Origin of the sequence: Chromohalobacter sp. 48-RD10 (assembly GCF_029889785.1) — a bacterium.
Lineage (GTDB): Bacteria > Pseudomonadota > Gammaproteobacteria > Pseudomonadales > Halomonadaceae > Chromohalobacter.
Genome location: NZ_JARANX010000004.1, coordinates 208,578 through 234,014, shown reverse-complemented (window position 1 = coordinate 234,014; position 25,437 = coordinate 208,578). Strand labels below are relative to the sequence as shown.

The window sequence follows — 25,437 nt, the reverse complement described above, 5'->3', positions numbered from 1 at the left end:
CGCGCGCGGCTACCGGAACGAGGCCAACTTCATCGCGATGATCTACCTGATTGGCAGCCCCGTGGGCCGCCTGCTGGATCAGGCCAAATCCACATGATGTGACGAAGAACCCTTATTTGCGTATTACCTAAAACTCTTAAACTTCGACGAAGTAGTATGGAAAATGCCTGACACACCAGACAGTGAAGAACTTTTAAACGAGCGCCAAATGCCTCCGGAGAGGCGCGCTACCTACAAGTGCGAATGGTGTGCCAACATGATCAGCTACCTGATCAAAAAACAGTGTTTGGCAGTATCTCAACTAGCGAAGTTATGTTAACGACGATTTTTTCAATAGACCTGCAACAGAAGCCAGTGAAATGGCCAAATCTCCCACAAGGTTAGAAGCACCAAGGGCAAAAGCATAAGGTGCTGACGCATATGACCGATCCGCTGCGCTTTCATACTACTGACGACACTATGGAACTCTATAGTTACTGCTGAGAATAAAGCTGTGTTCTCTATAAATGAACCAATCGCCTCTGGGCGACCAGCTGACATTGCGTAGTCGCACACCGGCCATAGTTCTCTGGGAGGCATTGATTACCAATAAATTGGTACATTTTCAGCTGGCACGAATGCCTTGTAGCTTGGAGAAAAATCACTCAAACCATTTGAACTTTCGTTAATCTGCATATTTTATTATAAAGAATATATCTATGTTGCCATAGCGTATCACCGAGACGTGTTCCCGAGGAAATGAGCTTGATATTAAAGATGTCACCTGCTTTTTACTATTTGGTCGACGAAGAAGGTCGCACCCATGTGTTTTAAGGGCACAACCAGAAAACATTAAGTTAGAGAATAGCCAGATCGCATCATGCCCTAAGCATGATTTTTTAATATTAATAGAATAAGTCACTTAAAGGAATTTTTAGACTTGGCAATGGAACTGCAAGGTCGTGTTTTGTGCTTTTTAATGGAAGAAGCACACCCGATAAAGCTGCAGCAACGATGTCTTCAGGGCTGAAAATTTCTCCAGACTCCCACCCACTAAGAAGAACTCTTGGGTCACCATAGCTAAGCTTTACTACTGGTACTTTTTTTACGTTTAACTTCAAAGCGACAGCAGTACGATGGTGGCCGTCCATGATAGCCAGCGAATTTTGATCAACCAAGATAGGAGTAGTCCAAACTCCCATTTTTTTCACTCTGTCTATCAGTTTTTCTACTCTTAACGTGTCGTGACGTTCAGTTGGCAAAAGAGTCCCAGGCGGTTCGTATTCGACTGAGTAATCCAAGTGGAGAATATTCTCTTCCCCGACAATTTTGTGCGGCAATTTTAAAGAATCGCTGTGCATTCTACTAACTCCTAAACTGTAAACTTATCAACCTGCAAACCTTGGCTCCAACCCAGAAACTCGATACTTAAAAATTTAAACTCATAGAATACCACCTTTCTTTTTGAAAGCCATATTAATCTAGGCATAAATTCGAGCATCACCTTGCTTTAAAAAAATCTTATTATGCCCCTAACTATTCTCAAGAAATCTTTCATAAAGACTTTCAAAAATATTCGAATAGCATTTACTGAAAACCGTGCTGGCTAAGAAAATTGAATAAATATCACAAACGCTTCATATCTGGCAAAAAGCCTTCAACGTCTACAGTAGATGCATCATCATATTTGTATTTATATATTTGATAAGCTAGGGCTAAATCTAAAACTCCCAAGCCAAAAGGTGAGATAACAATTGGCTTGCTAGTGTCGTCTTCGAAGCTACCGTCTAACACATCAGCTATTACAGCGTTTATGAAACCCCTATTACCTAGCTTTTGCTCAGTTAGATGGCAAGAAGTCTGCGCTTTCAAGCAATGCTCGATATCATCTACCACATTGACCGAGTTTTCTATAATTACCGGGGACAGATCTCGTAGTGAGATATTAAGAATCACCTGCCGCTTGAGGTCTATATCGCTCATATCAATATATGGATTTTCAGAAGTTGTTGTCAATATCACTAAGTCAGAGTCAAAGGCTTCTTTCAGAGTGGAAGCAATTGTGCATTTATCAAATTGATTATTCCTCTCTACGAAGCTTCCGACATATTGTTCATTAATGTCATAAATAATCAATTTTTTTATATCTATACCAAGCGCCACCACATAATTAATTGTCTTTTGACCCAACACTCCACAGCCTACCAGGGTCACTGTATTAATTTCCCTTCCTCGTGTACTCAATGCACCCACAGTCATTGCACCAGATGCAGCCGTTCGATGTGCGCTTATTTGAGAAGCTTCTAGTAAAGCTAATGGGTAGCCTGTTTGATAATCGTTCAGGACCATAGTGGCAGAGGCACGCTGAAGATTTTTTTCGATATTACCAGGATAGCTGGCAATCCATTTAATGCCTGAAATCTGGGCCTTCGGATCGTTGATAGAAGCTGGGAGTGCTATAATTCTATTCTTCTCATTATCCGGAAATTTCAAAAAATAACTATCTGGATTGTTTGTGGAGCCATTTTTATGCATCAAATAAGTTTCTCCAACCACCTTTAGTACAGATTCAGTGTCCTGATCAAGATAATTGGAAATTTCAACTCCTTTGATTACCTTAAACATTATTTATAACTCCACTTGGTAAGTTTTGGGTTCATTGCTGCTAAGTTTCACGTTGCGCCATTCACTCCCAAATTTTTCATCGCACCACTCATCATTGTACATAGTGTCTATATACTTACTCCCTAAATCTGGCGAGATGGCTACCAACACTTCGTCTGTTGCATTAGTATCCTCATACATGCCAGCGAGCACAGTACAAGTAGAGGCACCAAGTAATAGCCCGTACTTTTTTGCGATGTACCTAGAGACAGCAACAGTATGACTTTCCTTAACACTAATCAGGCGATTGAAACTTTCTTTTTGGAAAAAGATTGGTGGTACACTAGCGCCCAGCCCGGGAAGATATCTTGGACTGGCATTTCCTCCAAAAGTTACTGAGCCAACAGAGTCGACTGCTATTAGATCTATTCCAGGAAAGTATTTTTTAAAGTAATCAGATACGCCCATAGCAGTGCCAGTAGTGCCTGCACCGACATAAATTTTACGCACGTCTGAGCAATTAATATTTATTTGATGAGCTGTTTCTGAAAAGTGTATAGCAGGGTTCGCCTCACATTCATACTGGTTGAGCCATATGATATTATTGTCATGTACAAGTCGTTCTCTAATGAATTCTTTCCTGGTTCCGAGATAACCACCAGATTCATCTTTAGTATTCACGACCACTACACTTGCACCCATTGCCTTCATAATAGCAATGTTAGTTGCATTGGTATTAGGATCAACGATGCAAATGAACTCGTACCCCCGGCTAGCCGCTATCATACTCAGCGCAACGCCTAGATTGCCAGAACTCGACTCTATAAACCTTTTACTTTTCTTTAGTCCACAATTCTCTTCCGCGTAATTTAAAAGTGCTTTAGCAGTACGAAGCTTAATAGAGTCAGCAAAATTCATGCCTTCTAGCTTCAACGTCACATCAAACCGCTCAAAGCAATTTCTTAGAATTATGAAATCATTTGCTCGAACCGAATCTTCAACTGCTTCCATGATATTACTCATCTCGAACGCCTTTACGTAAATTTTCCGGGAGTCAAGTTTTCTCATGACGCTTGAGGAGAGATCATGACTCGTAAGACTTTAGTCTTATATAAGATAAAGCCTGCAATGCCCTACACTTACGTCGAGCTTAAAATGACATTAGGCTCAATTTAACTCTCGCCTGTGTCGCTTTTGCAGTTATATTATGGCAAAAGATTCTGATTAGAAATTGCTTTTACACAAGAAAAAGATATAGAATTTTGCGAATTCAGGTACTTTTTCGATAAGAGTCTTCGTTTTATGAATGCTAAAGATGCGGCACTACTAAACCTGCTACAGAATGATGCAAGCTTAACTCTCGAACGCTTGGCGGACGCAGTATCACTTTCAGTGCCTGCAGTTCAACGTCGCATCAAGCGTTTGCGTGACAGTGGAGTAATAAAGGGCAATGTCATCATTGTAGATCCGGCTGCCGTTAATATGAGCATGACCTTTATTATCATTGTCGAACTCGAAAGGGATCGATCTGAACAGATAGAGGCATTCCGGCGTAAAGCTATGAAAGAGCCATTGGTTCAACAGTGCTACTATGTCACAGGCGAAGGTGATTTTGTAATTATTAGCATTGCCAGGAATATGGAGGACTTTGAAGCCATGACACATAGGCTTTTATTCGAAGACAGTAACGTGCGCGGTTTTAAAACCTCTATATCCATGGGAAAACCTTACAAAACGCTTTACGTTCCAATAGAAGAATCTTAACTTAATGTTCCCGAAGCGTAATGCTTTGGCTACCTCAGAAATCATAAACATGAATCGCAGACCACGTAGATGATGTTCTTGTTTTCAAATTCTTAATTGATAGCTTCTATATCACTCAGCGTAAGCGCCTTTAAATTAACTTTTTGATCCTATGAGAGTCGCACCGAAGTCGGCATGGTACAAACTACAAGAATAAAAAGTCCGGCAATGCCGCCCTGTACCCTGGTTTCTGCACACCCTACGCCGTTAATGTGGGGTGTGCTCGGGGTGCCACGTAGTCCAGAGACTGATATGGCCGTTCTTCGTTGTAATACCGGATCCAGCGACTGATCACGACCCTGGCTTGGCCCAGCGACTCGAAGCGATGGAGCCAGATGCACTCCTCCTTCAAAAAGCGGAAAGCGCTCGACAAGCCCGTTCTGTTCCGATGTATACGGAGTCGTGAACGCCTGCGTGAGGCCATAGGCCTTCACCGTGACGGTGTGGTGACGACTGCTGAAAACGAGCCCGTTATCTGATCGAAAGGCCAACGGCTGCTGAACACGTCCCAGCGCCCCCAGCCGATAGATCCGTCCTTCCTCCAGCGCCACCTCAGCGGTCTTGCTGCTGCCATTGTCCGATAATCGCCAACCGAAGATCTCTCGTGTGCAACAGTCGATGATGCCCGCCAGGCTGGCTCGCCGATCCTTACAGCACCACACATGAGTCAGATCCATGGCCCAGCGCTCATCGGGTCGTGAAGTAATCGACGGCAAGCTTCTGGCGCGAGGTCGGAAGCCTTGCGGTCGCTTGCGCACCTGCCAGCCTTTGAGCTGCAGGATGCGCTGGATTGGCTTCCGGTTCTCACCCAGCACACACGCCAGCCGGCGATAGCCGTAGCTGGGAAAACGTTCCAGCGTCAGCTTCACCCGGACCGTCAGATCCGTATTCACGACACGCTGCCGCGCCTTGGGCCGGTCATACAGACTTCGCCGGGGAAAACCCAACCAGCGGCAAAGTTTGGCAAGTGATACCACCTGGCCTTCCTGGGCCATTTCCGCCTGCAGCGACCTTACGAGTTCTCGTCCTCGTCGAGCAGGCGACGCCACTTTTAAAGCGCGTAGATCTGCCGTTGGGCCTCGCCCAGCGCCTCCTTGGTTTCCCGCAGGTCGGACTCGTATTGCTCGCGGATATCCTTGGGGCGGGCCTTGAACCCGTTCTCCATGTTGCGCTGGGCTTCATCGATCCAGCCTTCGACCTCGGAGACGGTGAGGTCATGCTGTCGCGCGACCTCAGCGACCGTGGTCTTGCCTTTGAAGATGTCCATGACCACGGACGCTTTGCGCTTCGCGGTCCACCGCTTGATGGGGTTATCGTCGCTCATCCTGTTCTCCTGATGACTGCACTATAGCCTGTGCAGCTCTGGAGAGGAGACTTCAGGTAGCTTATTTCTGCTGACGTCAAAGTAAAAAACACACCATCTTTCTTTTTAAAATACTGGAAACTACAGGCGCTAGCATAAGAAGTGCAGACTTCCGGACTATAAGTAAGCATTCAAATGCTTCAAGAGGGAATATTAAAATCGCTCAACTCAAGGAAAAAATATGGCTTAAGTATTTCTAACTCAAAAACACTTAATTCACTCTTAGGTACCTGCGTAAAAGTGGAACGGTGGTTTGGTGCCCACCATTTTTCCGGTCCGTCGTAATAGTCCCACGAGCGACTTGCCTTGATAAGACGGTAAGGGCGGTCTAGCCAACCACTCTCCATTGATGTAAAAACGTTAGCAGGACCAGTAAACTGACCAAGCAAATAGATCCCTTCGTTGCCATTAGTTAAGTAAAAATAGTCACCAACTGGAGCATCCACAAATGCCTTACCTTGGCGAACGCTCGATTTTCCTTTAGCGGGCGTATCTTTATGAACATATACAAGTTTTTCATGCATGGCAGTGATCATATCTTCCGCTCCAAAATATTCCACACCATGCGAAATTTTCCAAAAAGTAGGTATCATGCTACCCTTCCCTTTTTAGCATTTATAAATTTAAAAACGTAACCACGCCTAAATATCAATCCAATATTTAATTTAAAATAAATTTTTACCTAAATTAAATAATCCTACGGAGCCTGTGGTCCAAGGCATACTACCATCCGGGCAAAAAATCCTATCCCTGCGACATTTTCCGCGTTGTTCTCTCCTTCTCTTTTCTATCAGCCATAGCCTCGTTAACTTAATCCAAATTAGCCTTAGCTTGGTAACGTTGTGCAACAAAAAAGCCTGCCGATCAAGGCAGGCTTTCGTATGAGGCAGGTAATGCGGCGGAGCTAATTGGTCAGCTCACTCCCACTCTATCGTCGCGGGCGGCTTGCTGCTGACGTCATACGTCACGCGGGAGACGCCGCTGATCTCGTTGATGATGCGGTTGGAGACCTTCTCCAGCAGCTCATACGGCAGGTGGGCCCATCTTGCGGTCATGAAGTCGATGGTTTCGACGGCGCGCAGGGCGATGACCCATTCGTAGCGGCGGCCGTCGCCGACGACGCCTACTGATTTGACCGGGAGGAAGACGGCGAAGGCTTGGCTGGTCTTGTGGTACCAGTCGAAGTTGTGCAGTTCTTCAATGAAGATGGCGTCGGCTTCACGCAGGATATCTGCGTACTCTTTCTTCACTTCGCCGAGAATGCGCACGCCGAGGCCCGGTCCCGGGAAGGGATGACGGTAGACCATGTCGTACGGCAGGCCGAGTTCGAGGCCGAGCTTGCGCACTTCGTCCTTGAACAGCTCGCGCAGCGGTTCGACCAGCTTGAGCTTCATGGTCTCGGGCAGGCCGCCGACGTTGTGGTGTGACTTGATCACGTGGGCCTTGCCGGTCTTGCTGGCGGCGGATTCGATCACGTCCGGGTAGATGGTGCCCTGGGCGAGAAAATCGACACCCTCGATCTTGGCGGCTTCACGGTCGAAGACATCGATAAAGGTGTTGCCGATGACCTTGCGCTTGGCCTCGGGGTCGTCCTCGCCTTCCAGCTTGGTGAGGAATTCGTCTTCGGCGTCGACGCGGATCACCCGCACGCCCATGTGTTCCCCGAAGGTTTCCATCACCTGGTCGCCTTCTTTCTTGCGCAGCAGGCCGTTGTCGACGAACACGCAGGTCAGTTGGTCGCCGATGGCCTTGTGCAGCAGCGCGGCGACCACGGAGGAGTCTACGCCGCCGGAGAGCCCCAGCAGCACGTGGCGGTCACCGACCTGTTCGCGTACGCGCTCACAGAGGTCTTCGACGATCTGCGCGGGGGTCCACAGCCGCTCGGCCTGGCAGATATCCAGCACGAAGTGCTCGAGAATGCGCTGGCCTTGCAGGGTATGGGTTACCTCGGGGTGGAACTGCACGCCGTAGAAGTGCTTCTCTTCCCAGGCCATGGCGGCAATCGGGCAACTCGGCGTGGAGGCGGTCACGGTGAAAGTCTCCGGCACCTGGCCGACCTTGTCGCCGTGGCTCATCCACACGTCGAGCAGCGCACGCCCGCTATCGTGATCGACATGATCCTTGATGCCCGAGAGCAGCGCGTTGTCGGCGTCGATACGCACCTGCGCATAGCCGAATTCCTGTTTCTGCGAGCCCTCGACTTTACCGCCCAGTTGCTCGGCCATGGCCTGCATGCCGTAGCAGATCCCCAGCACCGGCAATCCCATCTCGAACACGCATTGCGGGGCGCGCGGCGAGGCGAGTTCGGTGACGGATTCCGGTCCCCCGGCGAGGATAATGCCGTTGGGGTTGTACTCGCGGATCTCTTCTTCGCTGATATCGAAGGCGCGCACTTCGGAGTAGACCCCGATCTCGCGCACGCGGCGCGCGATGAGCTGGGTGTACTGGGAGCCAAAGTCGAGGATCAGGATCTTATGGGCGTGAATATCTTGCATGAAATGGGCACCGCCGTTGTGGGCTCAAACGTCGAGGCCTGGATCCTTGCCTCGAAAATCGAGAGGGAAGAATGAAGACGTAAGAGGCGGTATAGCCCGCCTCTTTTCTTCTCTCTTCCCTCTCATCTCTTCTTTCTTACCTCTTCTTTACTTCCCCCTTGAGCGAGCGCGTTAGCCCGCCCGGTAGTTGGGGGCCTCTTTCGTAATCTGCACATCATGCACGTGGGATTCGGCGAAGCCTGCGCCGGTGATCTTCACGAACTCCGGCATGGTGCGCATCTCGTCGATATCGTGGCAGCCGGTGTAGCCCATGGAGGCACGCAGCCCGCCCATCAGCTGGTGGACGATGGCGCTCATCACGCCCTTGTAGGGCACGCGGCCTTCGATGCCTTCCGGCACCAGCTTCTCGACGCCGGCGTTCTTGTCCTGGAAATAACGGTCGGACGAGCCCTGGGTCTGGGACATGGCCCCCATGGAGCCCATGCCGCGATAGGCTTTGTAGGTCCGGCCCTGGTAGAGCTCGATTTCGCCCGGTGCTTCCTCGGTGCCGGCCAGCAGCCCGCCGATCATCACCGTGCTGGCGCCGGCGGCAATGGCCTTGGAGAGGTCGCCGGAGAAGCGAATGCCGCCATCGGCAACCAGCGGGATGTCGAATGGCTTGAGCGCGTCGGCCACATCAGAAACAGCGGAGATTTGCGGCACCCCGACCCCGGCGACGATGCGCGTGGTGCAGATGGAACCGGGGCCGATGCCGACCTTGACGCCGTCCACGCCGGCTTCGGCGAGTGCCTTGGCGGCGGCGGCAGTGGCGATATTACCGGCAATCACCTGCACCTGCGGATAATGTTCCTTGACCCAGCGCACGCGCTCGATGACGCCCTGAGAATGGCCGTGTGCGGTGTCGACCACGACCACATCCACTCCCGCCTCAGCCATCGCAGTGATACGATCCGACGTTTCCGGCCCGGTGCCCACGGCGGCGCCGGCCAGCAAGCGGCCGTCGCTGTCCTTGGCGGCGTGCGGATAGGTGCGCGCCTTTTCGATGTCGCGAACGGTGACCAGGCCACGCAGGCGGAAATTATCATCGACCACGAGGATCTTCTCGATGCGGCTTTCCTGCAGCTTGGACTTGATGACATCCAGCGAAGTGCCTTCAGGCACGGTGACCAGCTTTTCACGCGGGGTCATGATTTCCGCCACGCTATCGCCCTTGTCCGGGCGGAAACGCATGTCGCGCCCGGTGACGATGCCCATCAGGGTGTCGCCTTCGACTACCGGGAACCCGGAATAGCCATACTCATCGGCCATCTCGAGCAGATCAGCCAGCTTCGCCTTGGGGCTGACGGTCACCGGGTCCTTGACGATCACACTCTCGTGCTTTTTCACCTTGCGCACTTCCGTCGCTTGCGCGGCGATGGTCATGCTCTTGTGAATGATCCCGATGCCACCTTCCTGCGCCATGGCAATCGCCAGGCGGGCTTCGGTCACGGTATCCATCGCGGAAGAAAGCAGCGGGATATTGAGGTAAAGGTCGCGTGTCAGGCGGGATCTGAGGCTGACATCCTTGGGCAGGACGTCGGAGTAGCCGGGGACGAGTAAGACATCATCGAACGTAAGAGCTTCTTGCGCTATACGTAGCATGTTGCGACACCTGTGGGGAAAGCGGGTGCGGGGAAAGATTAATCCGCCATTATAAACCCCTATCCCCTTCCTCTCAACGTTGAGGAAATTTGTCAATGTGAGATTCGCCGGATTGTTCGCCCTGGGACGGTTCGGGTCGCGACAAACGGTGGAACTCCCGCTGCCAGCGTTCCATGAACGACGCACGCCGCGAGGGATCGACGAAAGCAAGTAACGACGCGTTCAGCGGAATCGGGTACAGGCGCTCCCCGACCTGATCGCGCAGTCGCTGAGCTGTGTAGGGCCCCACGACATCCGAGCGCACGCTGAATAGCGGCGTCTCGCCGGCGATGACACGCTGCCCTTCGCGGCCCAGCAGAAAGTCGAGAAACGCACGGGCCGCTGCGGGGTGCGGAGCATCGCGATGAATGAACGCCATGCGCATCATGACCAGCGAATAGTCCTGCGGCACCTGCACGAAGACCTCGGGATGCGATTGCGCCCACACCATGGCGTACGAGCCCAGCAGGTTGTAGCCCAGCCAGTAGCGCCCCTCGCTGAGCCCTTCGAGCATGGACCGCGTATTGGCCTCGAGATTCGTACCGGTCGCGCCCATGGCGGTCACGAGGTCCCAGAACCGGGTGGTGTAGCGTGCATCCTGCTGAAAGAGCGAGTAACCAACGCCGCTACGCACGGGTGAATAGCTCGTCACCTTGTCGCGCAGCGTTTCGCGGTGCTGCGTGAGTAGCGTATGCAGGTCGGCATGGGTCTTGGGCGGCAACATATGGCGCGCCAGGTCCAGCCGGTATGCCATGACGATGGGCTCGAAAGTGAAGCCGAACACTTCATCGCGCCACTTGGCCCACTCCGGCCAAGCGCGTGCCTCCGGCGACTCGAGACGCTGGGCATAGCCTTCATTCACCCGTGACATCTGCCAGGGCATGGCGGAGCTGATGACGACATCGGGTGGGTTGTCCTCATCGGCGACACGGGCATCGACTTCAAGCGTCGAGTGATCGCGGAAGGTCAACTGGATGTTCGGATGGGCCGCCTCGAAGGCGTCCAGCAGGGGCGCCGCGACCTCTCTGTCGAGCGCGGCCTCGACGACGAGCGGGTTATCGGCCCAGGCGAGGCTCGGTGCCAATGCCCCCAAAAGCCAAACGAGCGCCACACGGCAAATCGGCATCACCCCTCCTCGTGTTGGGTGAAATAAGGAAAAAACAGGCGCACTATCAGCCCGCCCTTCTCGTCCGGCGACTCGACCTGCATCCGCGCTTCGTGACGACGCACGATCGAGTCCACGATGGCCAATCCCAGGCCGGAGCCCTCGGTGTCCTGACGACCACCGCGTTCGAAGGGATGGTGCAAGTACGCCAGTGTCTCGGATGACACACCAGGCCCGTCATCTTCGATATATACCTCCAGCGTCTGGGCATGACACACCGCGCCCAGGGTAATAACGCTGCCGGGAGGCGTATAACGCAACGCATTGTCGATCAAATTGCCTAACAATTCTCGCAAGGCCCATGTCTCGCCCTGGATGTATTGCGGTGATGCTGGAAGAGACGCCAAGCCAATGTCATGGGCTTGCGACACATCACGTTGCGCCCAGTCAAAAGCCGTTTCATGCAGTAGCGCCAGCGCATCGATACGCGCTGTGGCGCTTGCTTCCATGGCATGGCGCAGGCGCGCCAGACTCAATAGCTGGCTGGCTAGACGGCTGGTACGTCCCGCACTGCCATGCACCTCGGCTAGCGCCTGCCGCCAGGCGTCGGGGCTATCGCTTTGCAAGGCCAACTCGCTCGTGGTCTGTAATCCCGCGAGTGGGGTCTTGAGTTGATGGCTGGCATCGGCGGTGAAACGTAGCAGCGCTTCTCGGCCCTCGCGCTGTCGCGTGAAGAGCGAATCCAGCGTTTCTGCCATTTCACGCATTTCCTCGGGTACTCGCGTATCCAATGGGCGCATGTCGTCGGCATCGCGCTGGCGCAACTGGTGGCGTAGTCGTCGGATCGGCGAGAGGGCCACACGCATCGCCAGCAGCATCAGAATGCCTGCCAGTAGCACCATGATCACGAAACGCGTGACCGCATGCTCGAAGAGAACCTCCGTCAACGCTTTACGCCCCGACATCGTGTGGCCGACCCAGATCTGCACCGGATCCTGGGTTTCCCAGCCGGCGGAATCGAGCTCCCGTCCATAAAGACGCCACTGTGTGCCATGGTACGCGTCATTCAACCATGTCGGCTGTGAGGACACTCGGCGGCGCCAATCGGGAGAAATACTGAGATCCAGGTTACCCGACACCGTATGGCCGTCGGCATCCAGAACGGCGTAGAACACGCGCTCCTGGTGGCGCGTCGCCAGAATCTGCAACGCCGCCGAGGGGACTTCCACCACTGGCTGGCCACCTTCCCACCGTATGGCCTCGGCAATCGTCAAGGCAGCGGCTTCGAGCTGGCTGTCATAGGCACGTTCAGCCGCGCGCTGTGAGCTGAAATAGGCTTCGACCAGCAGCAATACGCCAAGCGCACTGACGGTCGCCAACAACCAGAAGGCCAACCGGGATTTCAGCGTGCCATCCACCTCGATCACGATGTTTCTTCCTCGAGCCGATATCCCAGGCCGCGAAACGTACGAATGCGCAATCCGCTGTCTTTAAGCCTTTTGCGCAGCCGGCTGATATAGACTTCCAACGCATTGGGGCCCACATCCCCATAACCGAACAGGCGATTTTCCAGCGCCTCACGGGGCGTGATGCTACCGGCATGCAGCAGCAATCCTTCCAACAACAGCAGTTCGCGACGCGGCAAGTCTAGAACCCGTTCATCAAGCGTAGCGACGCCCGAGGCGGCATCGAAGGCCAGCGGCCCGAACATCAGGCGATTGTCGGCGCGTTGTTGGCTTCGGCGCAGCAAAGCGCGTACCCGGGCTTCCAACTCGGCGAGCGAGAAGGGCTTGGCGAGATAATCGTCGGCGCCGAGATCCAACCCTTCCACGCGATCATCGATGCCGTCACGGGCCGTCAGGATCAATACAGGCGTGGTATCACCACGCTGGCGCAGCTCGGCCAGCAACGTCAGGCCGTTGCCGTCGGGCAATCCCAAATCCAGCAAGACCAAGTCGAAATGTCCGCCCTGCAAGGCTTCGCGTGCCTGCGCATGGTGCGTGAACACGTCGACGGTGTTGCCCAGCGGGGTGAGTGCTTGCTCCAGCGAGCGCGCAATCAAGGGGTCATCTTCGATAACCAGCAGGCGCATACGACCAATGTCTCATGTAGATGAACGTCAGGTGACAGGTTGATGAAAGGTTGACTCTCTAGCATCGGCATTCGTCATCCGTGGCGATGACATCGGCACCATTCTCGTCATTCCTAATGCAGCGCAAAACAAGAGAACAGGAGTTCGCCATGAAGATCAACAAGGGGCTTTCCACGTATGCCAGCATGCTGATGCTGGCGGGCGGTATCTTGGCCGCTAGTGGCGTGCAAGCGCAATCCGACGCGACCGAGTGCATCGCGCCTGCCAAGCCGGGTGGCGGCTATGACCTCACCTGCCGCCTGGCCGCCAACGGCCTGGAAAAGACCGGCACGATCGACAAGCCCATGGCCGTCAGTTACATGCCGGGCGGCATCGGGGCCGTGGCCTACAACCACGTCAACGGCGTGCGCGACGACGACCCCAATCTCATCGTTGCCGCCAGCACTGGCGCGGCCGTTAACTTGGCGCTGGGCAAGTTCGGCGAATACGACGCCGATGACGTCCGCTGGCTGGGCGCCCTGGGCGTCGACTATGGCGCCATCGTCGTCAACGCCGACGCACCTTGGCAGTCGCTCGACGAGCTGATGGAAGACCTCAAGGACAACCCAGGCGATATCGCTTTCGGCGCGGGCGGCACCGTCGGCAGTCAAGACTGGATGAAGGCCGCGCTCACCGCCAAGGCTGCCGACCTCTCGCCGCGCAAGCTCAAGTACGTCTCCTTCGAGGGCGGCGGCGAAGCCCTGGCGGCGTTGCTGGGCAATCACATCCAGGTCTTCACGGGCGACCTCTCGGAACTCCAGTCACAGCTGGAAAGCGGCAAGATCCGCGTGCTCGCCTCGCTGTCCGAAGAGCGCATGAGCGGTCCTTACGCCGACATTCCCACCGCCAAGGAACAAGGCTATGACGTTCAGTGGCCCATCTGGCGCGGCTATTACATGGGGCCCAACGTCAGCGACGAGGCCTACCAGAAGTGGGTAAAGCGTATGAAAGCGCTCTCCGAGTCGCAAAAGTTCGCTGAATTGCGTGAAGATCGTGGTCTCTTCCCGATGTCGCGCTTTGGAAACGAGTTCAATGACTACGTGCTGGAGCAGGTCGACCAGTTCGAATCCCTGGCTAAAGAAGTAGGGCTGAAGCAATGAAACTCGCCGCCGACCGGTTGTTGGGCATTGTCCTGATCGGTCTGGCGGCGTTCGTCGCCGTCCAGGCCATGCAACTGGAAGTGCCCTTCAGCTACGACCCCGTAGGCCCCCGCGCCTTTCCGCTGGGTCTTGCCATCATTCTAGCCGTGCTTTCCTGCGTTTTGATCGTAAAGCCTGGAAGCAACGAGACGTGGCCCGGTCGCCAGCTCGGCATGAAGTTACTGCTGGTGCTGGCCACGCTCTTGGTCTATGCCCTGCTCTTCACCAAGCTCGGTTTCATCATCACCTCGCTGCTGGCCGTCACGAGCTTGTCTCGCATCTTTGGTGCGTCATGGGGTAAGGCACTGCTGACAGGTGGGCTCATGGCCGTCGTCAGCTATTTCCTTTTTACGCATGCCTTGGGGATCTCGCTGCCTAGTGGTTACTGGGTCGAGCCCTTGCTATAACGGAGCCTCCTCATGTTCGATTTCCTGATCCATGGCTTCGATGTTGCTCTGAGTCCGCTGAACATCGGCTTGGCTGTGCTCGGGGCGCTTCTCGGCACGCTCTTCGGGTCGCTACCCGGTATCGGTCCGATCAACGGGATCGCGATTCTGATGCCGCTGGCCTATACGCTCGGCCTGCCCGCCGAGTCGGCGTTGATCCTGCTCGCCGCCATCTATACGGGGGCCGAGTACGGCGGGCGCATGTCGAGCATTCTGCTCAACGTGCCCGGCGATGCCGGGGCCGTGATGACCACGCTCGACGGCCACCCGCTGGCCAAGAAGGGGCTGGCCGGGCCGGCGCTCGGATTGTCTGCGATTAGCTCGTTCGTCGGCGCGACCATCGCCATCATCGGTCTGACGCTATTCGCGCCGCTGCTGGCGGAAGTCGCCGTGATGTTCGGGCCCGCCGAATTCTTCGCGCTGATGGTGTTCGCCTTCGCCTCCATGTCCGTGATGATGGGCAAGGATCCCATCAAGACCGCCATCGGCGCCGTCTTGGGGGTCTTGATCGGCACCGTGGGCGTCGATTCGAGCACCGGCGTGCTGCGCTATACCTTCGACCTGCCCGAGTTGTACGACGGCATCGACTTCGTGGTCATGATCATCGGCCTGTTCGCGATCAGCGAGATCCTCCTGATGCTGGAACACGCCAACCGCAAGGACGGCAACGACGGTCTCCCGCCACTGGGACGCGTCTTCGTCAGCCTCAAGGAAGTAGTGGCCTGCAAGTGGACGATGGGCCGCTCGGGCTTGATCGGTTTTATCATCGGCATCTTGCCAGGAACCGGTGCGTCGGTGGCCGGCGCGGTCGCCTATACCACGGAGAAGCGCCTGAGCGACAAGGACAATTCATTCGGAACGGGTAACATGCGCGGCCTGGCGGCGCCGGAGGCAGCCAACAACGCCTCAGCGGCGGGCTCGTTCGTTCCCATGCTGACGCTGGGGATTCCCGGCTCCGGCACGACGGCGGTGCTACTCGGCGCGTTGATGCTCTACAACATCACCCCCGGGCCCATGATGTTCAGTGAACGTCCGGAGGTCGCCGGTGGACTGATCGCCTCACTGTATATCGGCAATATCGTCTTGCTGGCGCTCAACCTGCCACTGGCCGGCGTCTTCGCCCGCGTGTTGACGATTCCACGCTGGGTGCTGGTTCCGGGCATCGCGATTCTGGCCTTCGTCGGCGTTTTCCAGCTTCATTCCAATCTCGCAGCCATTTACCTGATGCTCATTATTGGCATCTTCGGCTACTTGCTGCGCAAACTGGGCTTCTCGCTGGCCCCCGTCATCCTGGGCTATGTCCTCGGGGGATTGATGGAGCAAAACCTGCGGCGCGCGCTCTCCATCAGCGGCGGCGACCTCGGCATCCTGTGGCAATCCGGCATTTCGCTCGGCCTCTGGATCGCAGCATTTGCTTTGCTGGTGCTGCCCTGGCTGCTACCCAAGCTGTTGCAAGCCAAGACCCGCAAGGCCTGAAACGTCGGGGTCTGACACGGCAAGACCTGAACCGACTGGCCCCGTGCCGCCCTCTCGGGCGCACGGGGCAACGATATTCTGTACAACAGGCGCTACTTGCCACTCCTCAAGTCTACACATAAACTATCTATAAATAGCATTTGTGTAGACTTGATGAATCAGATCACCGCCCGTGAGCGTCTCGACTACTGGGACCGCCAACACCGATCTTTATTTACTCTCTCGGACCTAGCCAAGATCTTTCCCGAAGACAGTCCTAAGACGCTTCAGGAGGGAGTCAATCGACTACGTCGACATGGCATGCTCGAGGCAGTCAGCCGCGGCGTGTATATCTACAAGCTGTCACGCAACTATGATCCCGATCTTCTCGAACGAATCGCCAAGGCCATGCGCCGTGGCGAGTACAGCTATGTCAGCCTCGAGTCCGCACTCTCGGAATATGGTGCGATCTCACAAATCCCTGTCGATCGGCTGACGATCATGACCACAGGCCGCAAGGGAGAATATCGAACCCCTTATGGCACCATTGAGTTCACCCATACCAAACGATCCGTACCCCAATTACTTGATCGGATGCGCGACGTCGGGCGCCCCTTGCGGCTAGCAACGCCCCAAGTCGCCTGGGCCGACCTCAAGCGTGTCGGGCGCAATACCCACCTTGTCGATGAAGCGAGCCTGCCGAATGCACACTGAACGCGCCAACTTCGATGAACTGGTCGCGCGCGCGATGGCGCAACCCGGCCGAACCGCTATGCGCCCAGTCATCGAGAAAGAACTACTGCATCTCGACATCCTGTTCGCACTCGAACGAGAACGGCTTCTGGATCGGCTTACCTTTCAAGGAGGAACGTCGCTTCGCTTGTGCCAGGGCTCGCCACGCTTCAGCGAAGACTTGGATTTTGCCGGCGGTTGGGATTTCAGCAGCCAGTATCTGTCCCGTATCCGCGAGTGCATCGAGGATTATGTCAGCAATCGCTATCAGCTCGAGGTTAGCGTCAAGGAACCGAAGGAGCTGCGCGAAGAGCCTGGCTACCGGGACATTCGCATCGACAAATGGCAGGTTTCCGTCTTGACGGCGCCAGCTCGAAAGGATGTTCCCAAGCAGCGTATCAAACTGGAAGTGGCCAGCCTCCCGGCGTATACACGGGAAGCGCATTCGCTCCAGGTCCACTACCCTTTTTTACCCGATGGCTACGATGACTTGCTGGTCGTGACGAAAAACCTAGAGGAAGTCATGGCGGATAAGCTGATTTCACTGGTCAACACGACAAAATATGTGCGGCACCGTGACATCTGGGACCTGGCATGGCTCAAGCAGCAAGGGGCATCTCCCAACGTCGAGCTCGTCAAGCGCAAGATTCAAGACTACACCGTTGAGCATTACCCTGACCGAGCCAGGGACATGCAAGCACATCTGGCCGGCATTGTGTCGGGTACGGCGTTTCAGGGTGAGATGACCCGCTTCCTGCCCACCGAGACCATCGAGCGCACGATAAGAAATCCCCACTTTGCTGACTTTCTAGCTCGCGAGATCACAGCGATGCTGGATCAAGCAATCCTTGCACTCGAGGGCCCGGCGCCAGGATCGCCCAGCCCGGAATTCACCCTCTAGGAAACATTGCTCGCAGAAGCCGTCTATCAATTGGCAGAGATGCCTAAGCGCGGCTTCCACGGTTCCGCTCTGTAGCTTGCCCTTGTGGGAGGCGTACCAAGATACAAGGTATTCCCGATGGCGGCGGCAAGGCGGCTCCCGGGCACATTCATCGCGAACAAGTTCTCTCCCACAACATTCGGGCCAATCTGCTGGCCTATGACCAAAAGGTAGCGCTCCCTTGCCCCCAGATGGCGCAGTGATTCCAAGCGGAGCGTTGCTGGTCCTCAAAAGGCTCAGAGCGTGCTCTAAAGCCGTAACTCGCCATCGAAGCCGTAGAACCTTCGCGGCGTCTCGCCCATGACCGTGGTCAGGTCAGCGTCGGGGATCCAGCGCTCGGCATCGTGCAGGGCCTTCTCGAAGCTGTAGAGATGTTCATGCTCCGTCCAGGGCCAGTCGCTGCCCCACATCAGCCGGTGCGGCCCCAGTTCTTCCAGCAATCGCTTGCTCACATCGACAAGGTCGTCGCTACGGCCGCGATAGGGCGCTGAACACTTGACCCAGTAACGCTGATCGCCGGTTCCCGCACAGAGTTGGTCGATAACGGGATCCCGCCAGGCGTTGGCCTGGGGACGACCAAAGTGGTCGATCACCAGGTCCAGATCCCAATTCTGCAGCACATCGAGAATCGCCATCAGGGTGCCGCCCTCCGCCTGGACCTCCACGTGCCAGCCGCGCAACTCAAGCCGCGAGAAAAGCTGATGCCATTCCTTTGCCTTGAGCTCATCGACGTTCCGCCCGATCCAGTTGAGGCGTGTGCCCCGAATACCAAGCGTCGTCATCTCGTCGAGAGTGGCATCCGCAACCTGCGGGTCCACCACCGCCACCCCCTTGAGCCGATCCGGATACCGTCGCAGGCAGTCCATGAGGTAGTCGTTGTGGGTGCCAAGAAAGCTTGGCTGAACCAGCACGCCCTTCGCGATCCCGAAGCGGTCCAGCAAATCGAGATACGTCTCCAACGGAGCCTCGTAGTGAGGCCGATGCCGGGGATTTCTAGCGGCCTGGCAATGGTGGGTGAAGACGTGGGCATGGGTATCAATGATTCTAGACATTGGTCGAATCCGGGTTGTGCTCATAGGCTTAGCGTGTCATAGATATCTACACTTATATAAGACCATAAGTACACTAGAGTATATATCAATGCAAGCCAACGCCCAGCAAGACGAAACTCGCAGCCCGCGCTACTACCGCATCTACGAGGCGCTGCTGAACGAGATCAAGCATGGCGCCCTCAAGCCAGGCGATGTACTGCCATCGGAAATGAGCATTGCAAAATCGCATGGCGTGGCGCCAGGCACCGCCCGCAAGGCAATCGACATGCTGGTCGATCGCGGCTGGGTGGAGCGCCAGCATGGCAAAGGCACCTTCGTGCGCCGTGCTGACTTCAGCCACTCACTGGCTCGCTTCTTTCGCCTGACGGACCACGAAGGCGTGCCACTGCACCCGAAAAGCGAACTCCTCGGCATTCGTACATGCGAGGGGCCGGCCGGCATTTGCCGCCAGCTCGAGATTCCCAACAAAAGCGAGCTGATCGAAATCGAGAGGATTCGCCGCGTCGATTCTGCGCCGCTTTTGCACGAGGTGATCTACTTGCCGAGCAAACGCTTCGCCCCCTTGCTCAGCCTACCCACCGAGGAGTGGGGCGATTTGCTCTACCCCCTGTATGAAGAACTCTGTGGCGAGGTGGTCTTTCGCGCTACCGACACTCTTTCCGCAGGCCCGGCACCAGAGGGCCCGGCACATTATCTGGAACAGGCGCCAGGATCGCAGGTAATAGAAATCACGCGTCTGGCCAGGGGCTATGACGAACGACCGCTGGAGTGGCGACTAAGCCGAGGTCGACTCGATCTATTCCATTACAGCTTCGATATCCGATAGGAGGTGAGGGCCACCTCTCTTCTCCTGAAACACCAAACTGACTCCCTCAAGGAGCTACGCCATGATCAACAACAAGACAGTAACACTGACCAGTTTCGCCGGCATGGGGCTGCTCGCCATGAGCCTGAATGCTCACGCTGCTCAAGAAGTCCGCATCGCAACGCATGTGTCAGCAGAGTCGCCACTGGCCAAGCAGATGGAAATGTTCGCGGAACGCATCGAGGAAAAACTCCCCGGAGAGTTCGACTTCGAGCTCTATCCGAATGGCCAGCTCGGTAAGGAATCGGCGCTTATCGATAATTTACAACTCGGTACCATCGAAATGGTCAATGTTGCCTCCGGTGTCTTGAAGGTGGACGACAAGCTGGGCTTCTTCGATCTTCCATGGTTGTTTCAGGATCGCGAGAACGTTCAGCGCGCCATGGCAGCTGGGCTGGAACAAGAACTGTCCGACACCGTAGAGGACAACATGAGCGCCAAGGTGGTAGGCGTTTATGAAAACGGCTTCCGCCACATCATCAACTCTCGCCACCCTATCGAGACACCCGCCGACCTGGATGGCATGAAGATACGCATCTCCGGTGGCGACTTCCGCCAGCAGATCTTCGCCTCGTTGGGGGCCGTACCAGCCAAGGTCGCCTGGGGTGAGACCTTTACCGCCATGCAAACCAGCGTGGTCGACGGCGCCGAAGCCGCGACCTACGGCTTCTATGGACAGAAAATGTACGAGGTGCAGGATTATCTATCATTGACCCGCCACGTTTACACACCGTCGTTTCTCCTGGCCTCTCCTGGGTTCTGGGACTCGCTGACTGAAGAGCAGCAGGCAGTCTTCGCCGAGGTCGCCGACGACATGCGCGACGACGCCTATGCGCAAGCCGCCGAGCTCGAGCAAACGAATCTCGATGCCATGCGCGATTCCCTGGAAGTCAATGATGTCGACTTGGCGCCGTTCCGCGACAAGGTCGAATCCGTCTACGAGAACTACGTGAACGAGTATGGCGATGACTGGCTCCAGATCGTGCGCCAGACCGCTGAATCGTCATAATCGCTGGAGTCAAAACGATGCTGAAATATTTGGATCGTTTGGTCGAAACCGTCGTGGGGGCGCTGGTGGCCTTCACCACGATCGCCGTGTGCTTGAACGTCTTTTTCCGCTACGTGCTTGGCTCCGGGCTGGTGTGGGCCGATGAAGTGCCGGGGTTCCTGCTGGTATGGATCGCCTTCCTGGGGGCTTATATCGCGGCAAGAGATCAAGGGCATATCGCCTTTGACATGCTGATTGAGGCTTTCCCTCCTCTGCTTAAACGCATCGTACAAGTCGTCGGGGAAACGGCGGTCATCGGGTTTTTCGTGCTGCTCGGCATCAAATCATGGCAGATGATCGACCGCGTTGGAGGGCGGTCCATTGAGACCCTACCCATCGCGCAGGGTGTATTCATGAGTGTACTCCCCATCGCCAGCACCCTGATGGTGATCGCATTGAGCGTTCGCCTTTTCCAACGTTGGAGGAATTACTGATGGCTTGGGGCGTAGTCGCAATGCTGTTCGGCATCATTCTATTGGGTGTGCCGGTAGGATTTGCCTTGATGATCACCGCGACGATCTCGATGTGGATCGCGGACATCAACTTGCTGATGATTCCCGTGCAGACCTTTTCGGGTACCAACTCGCTGGTACTACTAGCAATCCCACTATTCATCCTCATGGGCGAGCTAATGAGCGCGACCAGCATCGCCCAGCGCCTGATCGATTTTGCGGCATCCTTGGTGGGATGGATGCGTGGTGGTCTGAGCCATATTAACGTCGTTACCTCGATGTTCATGGCGGAGATGAGTGGTTCGGCGGTGGCCGACGCGGCCGTGATGTCCAAGATCTTCGTACCGCAGATGGAAAAGCGCGGTTATCCAAAAGGGTTCGCCGCCTCCATTACGGCCGTCTCGGCAACGCTGGGCATCATCATCCCGCCGTCGATTCCCATGGTGCTTTACGGCGTGACCACAAACACCTCGATTCGCGACCTGTTCATCGCCGGCATAGTGCCGGGCTTGCTGTTGGCAACGACCTTCATGGTGACCTCCTGGCTGTTCGCCCGTCGTGAGCACCATCCCCGCGAAGGAAATTTTGAGCTCAAGGCGCTCGGCACCGCCTTCAAGGGGGCATTGATTCCGCTGGCGATCCCGGTAATCGTCGTCGGCGGTCTGATCGCCGGCATCTATACGCCGACCGAGGCGGCGGGCATTGGAGTGATGATCGCCTTGCTATTCGGCCTACTCGTGACACGCGACCTCGACTACCGGATCATCTGGCAACTGATGGTGACGACGGCACGCCAGACGGCTGTGGTCATGATGATTGTCGCCGGTTCAGCCATTCTGGGGCAGTACCTCGCCAACGAGCAGCTCCCCCAGCAGATCGCCAGCGCCCTCGGCGGCATCACCGACAGTTACATCCTCAACCTGCTGATCATCAATGTCTTCGTATTGCTGCTGGGCATGTTCCTGCATGCCAGCGCGGCGATCATCGTCGTCGTGCCACTGCTGCTTCCCATGGCGACCGACTTGGGTATTGATCCAGTGCATTTTGGCGTCATCGTCTGCCTCAATTTAGGCATCGGACAGCAGACGCCGCCCGTGGCGAGCGTGCTACTAACCGTGTGCTCGACCACCGGCATGAAGATCGAGCAGGTCATGGGCTACTGCAAATGGTTCTTACTGGCCATGTTTTCGGTTTTGCTGTTCGTGACATTTACGCCTATGACGGCGCTATGGTTCCGTTGATCTTCTCCACCATGCCTTCTTTTCGCCCGCCTTCCAGGCGGGCGCCTTGCCTGCCAATCAACGAACCCTAGATAGTCGACATCGGGGTACAAGCGACAAGCGTGTTAGTCTAAGCGGCGTTCCAATCAAGGATGCCGTCGCCATGTCCGCCCCAGCCCCCACTGCCCTCAGCGTCAGTGAACTCAACCGCCAGGCCCGTTTGATGCTGGAGCGCGGCTTCGGCGAGTGTTGGGTGGAGGGGGAGATTTCGGGCGTGGCGCGGCCGGCGTCGGGGCATATCTACTTCACGCTCAAGGATGACCGCGCGCAGTTGCGCTGCGCGTTCTTCCGCAACCGGGCGCGCTTGATGAGTGCGACGCTCAAGGATGGCGACCGGCTGCGGGTGCGCGGGCGCGTGTCGGTGTTCGAGCCGCGTGGCGATTATCAACTGATCGTCGAGGCGGTGCAGGCATCGGGGGAAGGCGAGCTGCTGGCGGCGTTCGAGCGGCTCAAGGCGAAGCTCTCCGCCGAGGGGGTCTTCACCAACGCGCGGCCGCTGCCGAGTCCGCCGCGCCATCTGGCCATCATCACCTCGCCCACCGGGGCAGCGATTCGTGACGTCCTGGCGGTGTTACGCCGCCGTTGGCCGGCGTTGGAGGTGACGATCTTGCCGGTGCCGGTCCAAGGCCGCGAGGCGTCACCGGCGATCATTCGCGCCATCGCCCAGGCCAATCAGCGCGCCCAGACGCCGCAAGACACCGTCGATGCCCTGCTCATCACGCGCGGCGGTGGCAGTCTGGAGGATCTGTGGGCGTTCAATGACGAGCACCTGGCGCGGGCGATACATCATTCCCGGCTGCCGGTGATGTCGGCGGTGGGGCATGAGGTCGATGTCACGCTGGCGGATTTCGCCGCCGACGAGCGCGCCCCCACGCCCTCCGCCGCCGCCGAACGCCTGGCGCCCGACTGGCGCGAGCGCCAGGCCCAGTTGCAAGCCGCCGAACGCGGCCTGACACGCGCCATAAAGGCGCGGCTGGAACGCGACGGCCAACGTCTCGATCATGCTCGAGCGCGGCTGCGTCATCCCGGTGAGCGCCTGACCGAGCAACGTCGGCGCCTGGAGAGCTGGGAAACGCGCCTACGCCTGGCCATGCGGCGGCGGCTCGACCGCGAGCATCAACACCACGAGACGCTGACACGCCGCGTGGAACGCCAGGACCCACGCCTTGCCATCGCTTCGCTACAGCAACGCCTGACGACCCTGGAACGTCAACTACATGCCGCCCTGCCTCGCCGCCTCGATCAATCCCGGGAGCGGCTCGAAGCGCTGACGCGTGAGCTCAATGCGGTCAGCCCGCTGGCGGTATTGGGGCGCGGTTATGCGATTCTCGAGGACGACGAGCGCCATATCGTGCGCAATGCCCACGACACCCAACCCGGCCAGGCCCTCACCGCACGGCTCGGCGAGGGACGGTTGAAGCTCGAGGTAAAGCGACGTTTCAAGCGTTGAGGACACGCCTCAACGCTGGGCGCGGCGCGACTGGGCGTCGTCGTTCTGCGCCGATTGCGGTTGGGTGCTGGGCTTGAAGCTGCTGGGTTCCAGTTCGTGGCGTGCCAGCAGCTTGTAGAAGTCGGTACGGTTGCGCCCGGCGATGCGCGCGGCCTGGGTGACGTTGCCTTCGGTGATCTTGAGCACCTTGACGAGATAGCTGCGCTCGAAGCCCGCGCGCGCCTCGTTGAACGACGGCAAGGCGTTTTCCTCGGCCGCCAGCGCCTGCGCCACCAACGCCTCGGGAATGATCGGCGAGCTGGTCAGCGCCACGCACTGCTCGACGACGTTGACCAGTTGACGCACGTTACCCGGCCAGGCGCTGGAGGCCAGCAGGTTGAGCGCTTCCGACGAGAATCCCTTGACGAAGGGCTTGTGGCGCTCGGCGGCTTGCCCCACCAGATACTTGGCCAGCAACGGCACGTCCTCGGCACGTTCCTTGAGCGCCGGCAACTTGAGGTTGACGACGTTGAGGCGGTAGTAGAGATCCTCGCGGAAGTCGCCCTCATGCATCGCGCGGTCGAGATCGCGGTGCGTGGCGGAAATGATACGCACGTCGATGGGCACAGAGGTAGTCGAGCCCAGCGGACGAATCTGACGTTCCTGCAGCGCACGCAGCAACTTGACCTGCAAGGTCAGCGGCATGTCGCCGATTTCGTCGAGGAACAAGCTGCCCCCATCGGCGGCAAGAAACAGCCCGTCGTGCTGGCTGACCGCGCCGGTAAAGGCGCCCTTGGCATGGCCGAACAGCTCGCTTTCCAGCAATTGCTCGGGCAGTGCGCCGCAGTTGATCGCAACGAACGGCTTGTCGGCGCGACCACTGGCCCGGTGGATGGCGCTGGCGAGCAGTTCCTTGCCCGAGCCGGAAGCCCCGGTAATCAGCACGCTGACATCGGACGCCGCCACCATACGCGCCTGCTCGAGAATACGCTCCATCTGGGGGCTGCGGGTAATGATCTCGGCGCGCCAGGCATCGTCGCCGACGCCAGGCGTACCCGGCGTCTGCGACAGGGCTTCATCGATGGCGGCGAATAGTTCATCGCGGTCCACCGGCTTGGTGAGAAAACTGAACACGCCCTGGCGCGTAGCACTCACGGCATCGGGAATCGAGCCATGCGCGGTAAGAATGATCACCGGCATGCCCGGCGCACGGCGCTGCAATTCACGAAACAGCGCCATGCCGTCCATTTCATCCATGCGCAAGTCGGAAAGTACCAGGTCGGGGCGGTCTTCGGCCAGACTCTCCAACGCCTGCCGCCCACTTTCGGCAGTGGTCACACGGTAACCTCGGCTTTCCAGGCGCATGCCCAAAAGCTTGAGGAGGCTGGGGTCATCATCGACCAGCAGAATATGGGCGGCGGCGTGCTTCACGAATCTCT

Annotated in this window: 24 protein-coding genes; 11 read left to right on the top strand and 13 right to left on the bottom strand. The window is 56.6% G+C overall.

Translation table 11 applies throughout. The features are described 5' to 3' along the window. Positions 1 to 884: 884 nt before the first annotated feature. The 3 genes from OP496_RS07315 to OP496_RS07305 all read right to left on the bottom strand — a co-directional run bounded on the left by OP496_RS07315 (position 885) and on the right by OP496_RS07305 (position 3,594). A complete protein-coding gene (locus tag OP496_RS07315; protein WP_280562868.1) occupies positions 885 to 1,340 on the bottom strand; it encodes a ParB N-terminal domain-containing protein in 456 nt (151 codons plus the stop codon). Positions 1,341 to 1,605: 265 nt separating this feature from the next. After that, positions 1,606 to 2,604 (bottom strand): 2,3-diaminopropionate biosynthesis protein SbnB, encoded by a 999-nt coding sequence (gene sbnB / locus OP496_RS07310; RefSeq protein WP_280562867.1) that lies wholly within the window; start codon positions 2,602 to 2,604, stop codon positions 1,606 to 1,608. Between the two features lie 3 nt (positions 2,605 to 2,607). Further along, positions 2,608 to 3,594: a pyridoxal-phosphate dependent enzyme gene (locus tag OP496_RS07305; protein WP_280562866.1), complete on the bottom strand. Its 987-nt coding sequence runs from the start codon at positions 3,592 to 3,594 to the stop codon at positions 2,608 to 2,610. A gap of 291 nt (positions 3,595 to 3,885) precedes the next feature. Between OP496_RS07305 and OP496_RS07300 the strand changes: the two genes are divergently transcribed. Beyond that, complete coding sequence (locus tag OP496_RS07300) at positions 3,886 to 4,347, top strand: Lrp/AsnC family transcriptional regulator (RefSeq protein ID WP_280562864.1); 462 nt, start codon at positions 3,886 to 3,888, stop codon at positions 4,345 to 4,347. 149 nt (positions 4,348 to 4,496) lie between these two features. Here OP496_RS07300 and OP496_RS07295 read toward each other — a convergent pair whose 3' ends face one another. The 8 genes from OP496_RS07295 to OP496_RS07260 all read right to left on the bottom strand — a co-directional run bounded on the left by OP496_RS07295 (position 4,497) and on the right by OP496_RS07260 (position 13,121). After that, positions 4,497 to 5,363 (bottom strand): DDE-type integrase/transposase/recombinase, encoded by an 867-nt coding sequence (locus OP496_RS07295; RefSeq protein WP_280562863.1) that lies wholly within the window; start codon positions 5,361 to 5,363, stop codon positions 4,497 to 4,499. A gap of 74 nt (positions 5,364 to 5,437) precedes the next feature. Then, positions 5,438 to 5,710 (bottom strand): DUF1153 domain-containing protein, encoded by a 273-nt coding sequence (locus tag OP496_RS07290; RefSeq protein ID WP_280562861.1) that lies wholly within the window; start codon positions 5,708 to 5,710, stop codon positions 5,438 to 5,440. A 179-nt stretch (positions 5,711 to 5,889) separates the two neighbouring features. Continuing rightward, entirely contained in the window at positions 5,890 to 6,342 is a 453-nt protein-coding gene (locus OP496_RS07285; protein ID WP_280562859.1) for a hypothetical protein, read from the bottom strand. A gap of 324 nt (positions 6,343 to 6,666) precedes the next feature. Beyond that, positions 6,667 to 8,244, bottom strand: a complete 1,578-nt coding sequence (gene guaA / locus OP496_RS07280) for a glutamine-hydrolyzing GMP synthase (RefSeq protein ID WP_280562857.1) — start codon at positions 8,242 to 8,244, stop codon at positions 6,667 to 6,669. A gap of 171 nt (positions 8,245 to 8,415) precedes the next feature. Beyond that, positions 8,416 to 9,885, bottom strand: a complete 1,470-nt coding sequence (gene guaB, locus OP496_RS07275) for an IMP dehydrogenase (RefSeq protein ID WP_280562855.1) — start codon at positions 9,883 to 9,885, stop codon at positions 8,416 to 8,418. Positions 9,886 to 9,958: 73 nt separating this feature from the next. Further along, positions 9,959 to 11,050, bottom strand: a complete 1,092-nt coding sequence (locus OP496_RS07270; protein ID WP_280562853.1) for an ABC transporter substrate-binding protein — start codon at positions 11,048 to 11,050, stop codon at positions 9,959 to 9,961. Then, positions 11,050 to 12,456 (bottom strand): sensor histidine kinase, encoded by a 1,407-nt coding sequence (locus tag OP496_RS07265; protein ID WP_280562852.1) that lies wholly within the window; start codon positions 12,454 to 12,456, stop codon positions 11,050 to 11,052. The genes OP496_RS07270 and OP496_RS07265 overlap by 1 nt, the downstream gene beginning before the upstream one ends. Beyond that, a complete protein-coding gene (locus OP496_RS07260) occupies positions 12,453 to 13,121 on the bottom strand; it encodes a response regulator (protein ID WP_280562851.1) in 669 nt (222 codons plus the stop codon). Before OP496_RS07260 ends, OP496_RS07265 begins: the two co-directional genes overlap by 4 nt. 149 nt (positions 13,122 to 13,270) lie before the next feature. Here OP496_RS07260 and OP496_RS07255 point away from each other — a divergent pair, with 149 nt between their 5' ends. The 5 genes from OP496_RS07255 (at position 13,271) to OP496_RS07235 (ending at position 17,833) form a co-directional block, all read left to right on the top strand. Continuing rightward, a complete protein-coding gene (locus tag OP496_RS07255) occupies positions 13,271 to 14,260 on the top strand; it encodes a tripartite tricarboxylate transporter substrate binding protein (RefSeq protein WP_280562850.1) in 990 nt (329 codons plus the stop codon). Continuing rightward, complete coding sequence (locus OP496_RS07250) at positions 14,257 to 14,706, top strand: tripartite tricarboxylate transporter TctB family protein (RefSeq protein WP_280562849.1); 450 nt, start codon at positions 14,257 to 14,259, stop codon at positions 14,704 to 14,706. Before OP496_RS07255 ends, OP496_RS07250 begins: the two co-directional genes overlap by 4 nt. Before the next feature lie 12 nt (positions 14,707 to 14,718). After that, positions 14,719 to 16,221: a tripartite tricarboxylate transporter permease gene (locus tag OP496_RS07245; RefSeq protein ID WP_280562847.1), complete on the top strand. Its 1,503-nt coding sequence runs from the start codon at positions 14,719 to 14,721 to the stop codon at positions 16,219 to 16,221. Between the two features lie 153 nt (positions 16,222 to 16,374). Further along, on the top strand, positions 16,375 to 16,914 hold the full coding sequence (locus OP496_RS07240) for a hypothetical protein (protein ID WP_280562846.1): 540 nt from the start codon (positions 16,375 to 16,377) through the stop codon (positions 16,912 to 16,914). Beyond that, positions 16,904 to 17,833, top strand: a complete 930-nt coding sequence (locus OP496_RS07235) for a nucleotidyl transferase AbiEii/AbiGii toxin family protein (protein WP_280562844.1) — start codon at positions 16,904 to 16,906, stop codon at positions 17,831 to 17,833. The genes OP496_RS07240 and OP496_RS07235 overlap by 11 nt, the downstream gene beginning before the upstream one ends. Before the next feature lie 287 nt (positions 17,834 to 18,120). Here OP496_RS07235 and OP496_RS07230 read toward each other — a convergent pair whose 3' ends face one another. Next, positions 18,121 to 18,924 (bottom strand): amidohydrolase family protein, encoded by an 804-nt coding sequence (locus OP496_RS07230; RefSeq protein WP_280562842.1) that lies wholly within the window; start codon positions 18,922 to 18,924, stop codon positions 18,121 to 18,123. Between the two features lie 88 nt (positions 18,925 to 19,012). Between OP496_RS07230 and OP496_RS07225 the strand changes: the two genes are divergently transcribed. The 5 genes from OP496_RS07225 to xseA all read left to right on the top strand — a co-directional run bounded on the left by OP496_RS07225 (position 19,013) and on the right by xseA (position 24,019). Further along, positions 19,013 to 19,750, top strand: a complete 738-nt coding sequence (locus OP496_RS07225) for a GntR family transcriptional regulator (RefSeq protein WP_280562840.1) — start codon at positions 19,013 to 19,015, stop codon at positions 19,748 to 19,750. A 61-nt stretch (positions 19,751 to 19,811) separates the two neighbouring features. Further along, complete coding sequence (locus OP496_RS07220; protein ID WP_280562839.1) at positions 19,812 to 20,798, top strand: TRAP transporter substrate-binding protein; 987 nt, start codon at positions 19,812 to 19,814, stop codon at positions 20,796 to 20,798. 17 nt (positions 20,799 to 20,815) lie between these two features. Next, on the top strand, positions 20,816 to 21,271 hold the full coding sequence (locus OP496_RS07215; protein ID WP_280562838.1) for a TRAP transporter small permease: 456 nt from the start codon (positions 20,816 to 20,818) through the stop codon (positions 21,269 to 21,271). After that, the gene (locus OP496_RS07210; protein WP_280562837.1) at positions 21,271 to 22,530 is read left to right on the top strand and encodes a TRAP transporter large permease; all 1,260 of its coding nucleotides are present in this window, start codon (positions 21,271 to 21,273) and stop codon (positions 22,528 to 22,530) included. The genes OP496_RS07215 and OP496_RS07210 overlap by 1 nt, the downstream gene beginning before the upstream one ends. A gap of 142 nt (positions 22,531 to 22,672) precedes the next feature. Further along, complete coding sequence (xseA, locus tag OP496_RS07205; protein WP_280562836.1) at positions 22,673 to 24,019, top strand: exodeoxyribonuclease VII large subunit; 1,347 nt, start codon at positions 22,673 to 22,675, stop codon at positions 24,017 to 24,019. 9 nt (positions 24,020 to 24,028) lie between these two features. Here xseA and glrR read toward each other — a convergent pair whose 3' ends face one another. Continuing rightward, a complete protein-coding gene (glrR, locus tag OP496_RS07200; RefSeq protein ID WP_280562835.1) occupies positions 24,029 to 25,429 on the bottom strand; it encodes a two-component system response regulator GlrR in 1,401 nt (466 codons plus the stop codon). Between the last annotated feature and the right edge of the window lie 8 nt (positions 25,430 to 25,437).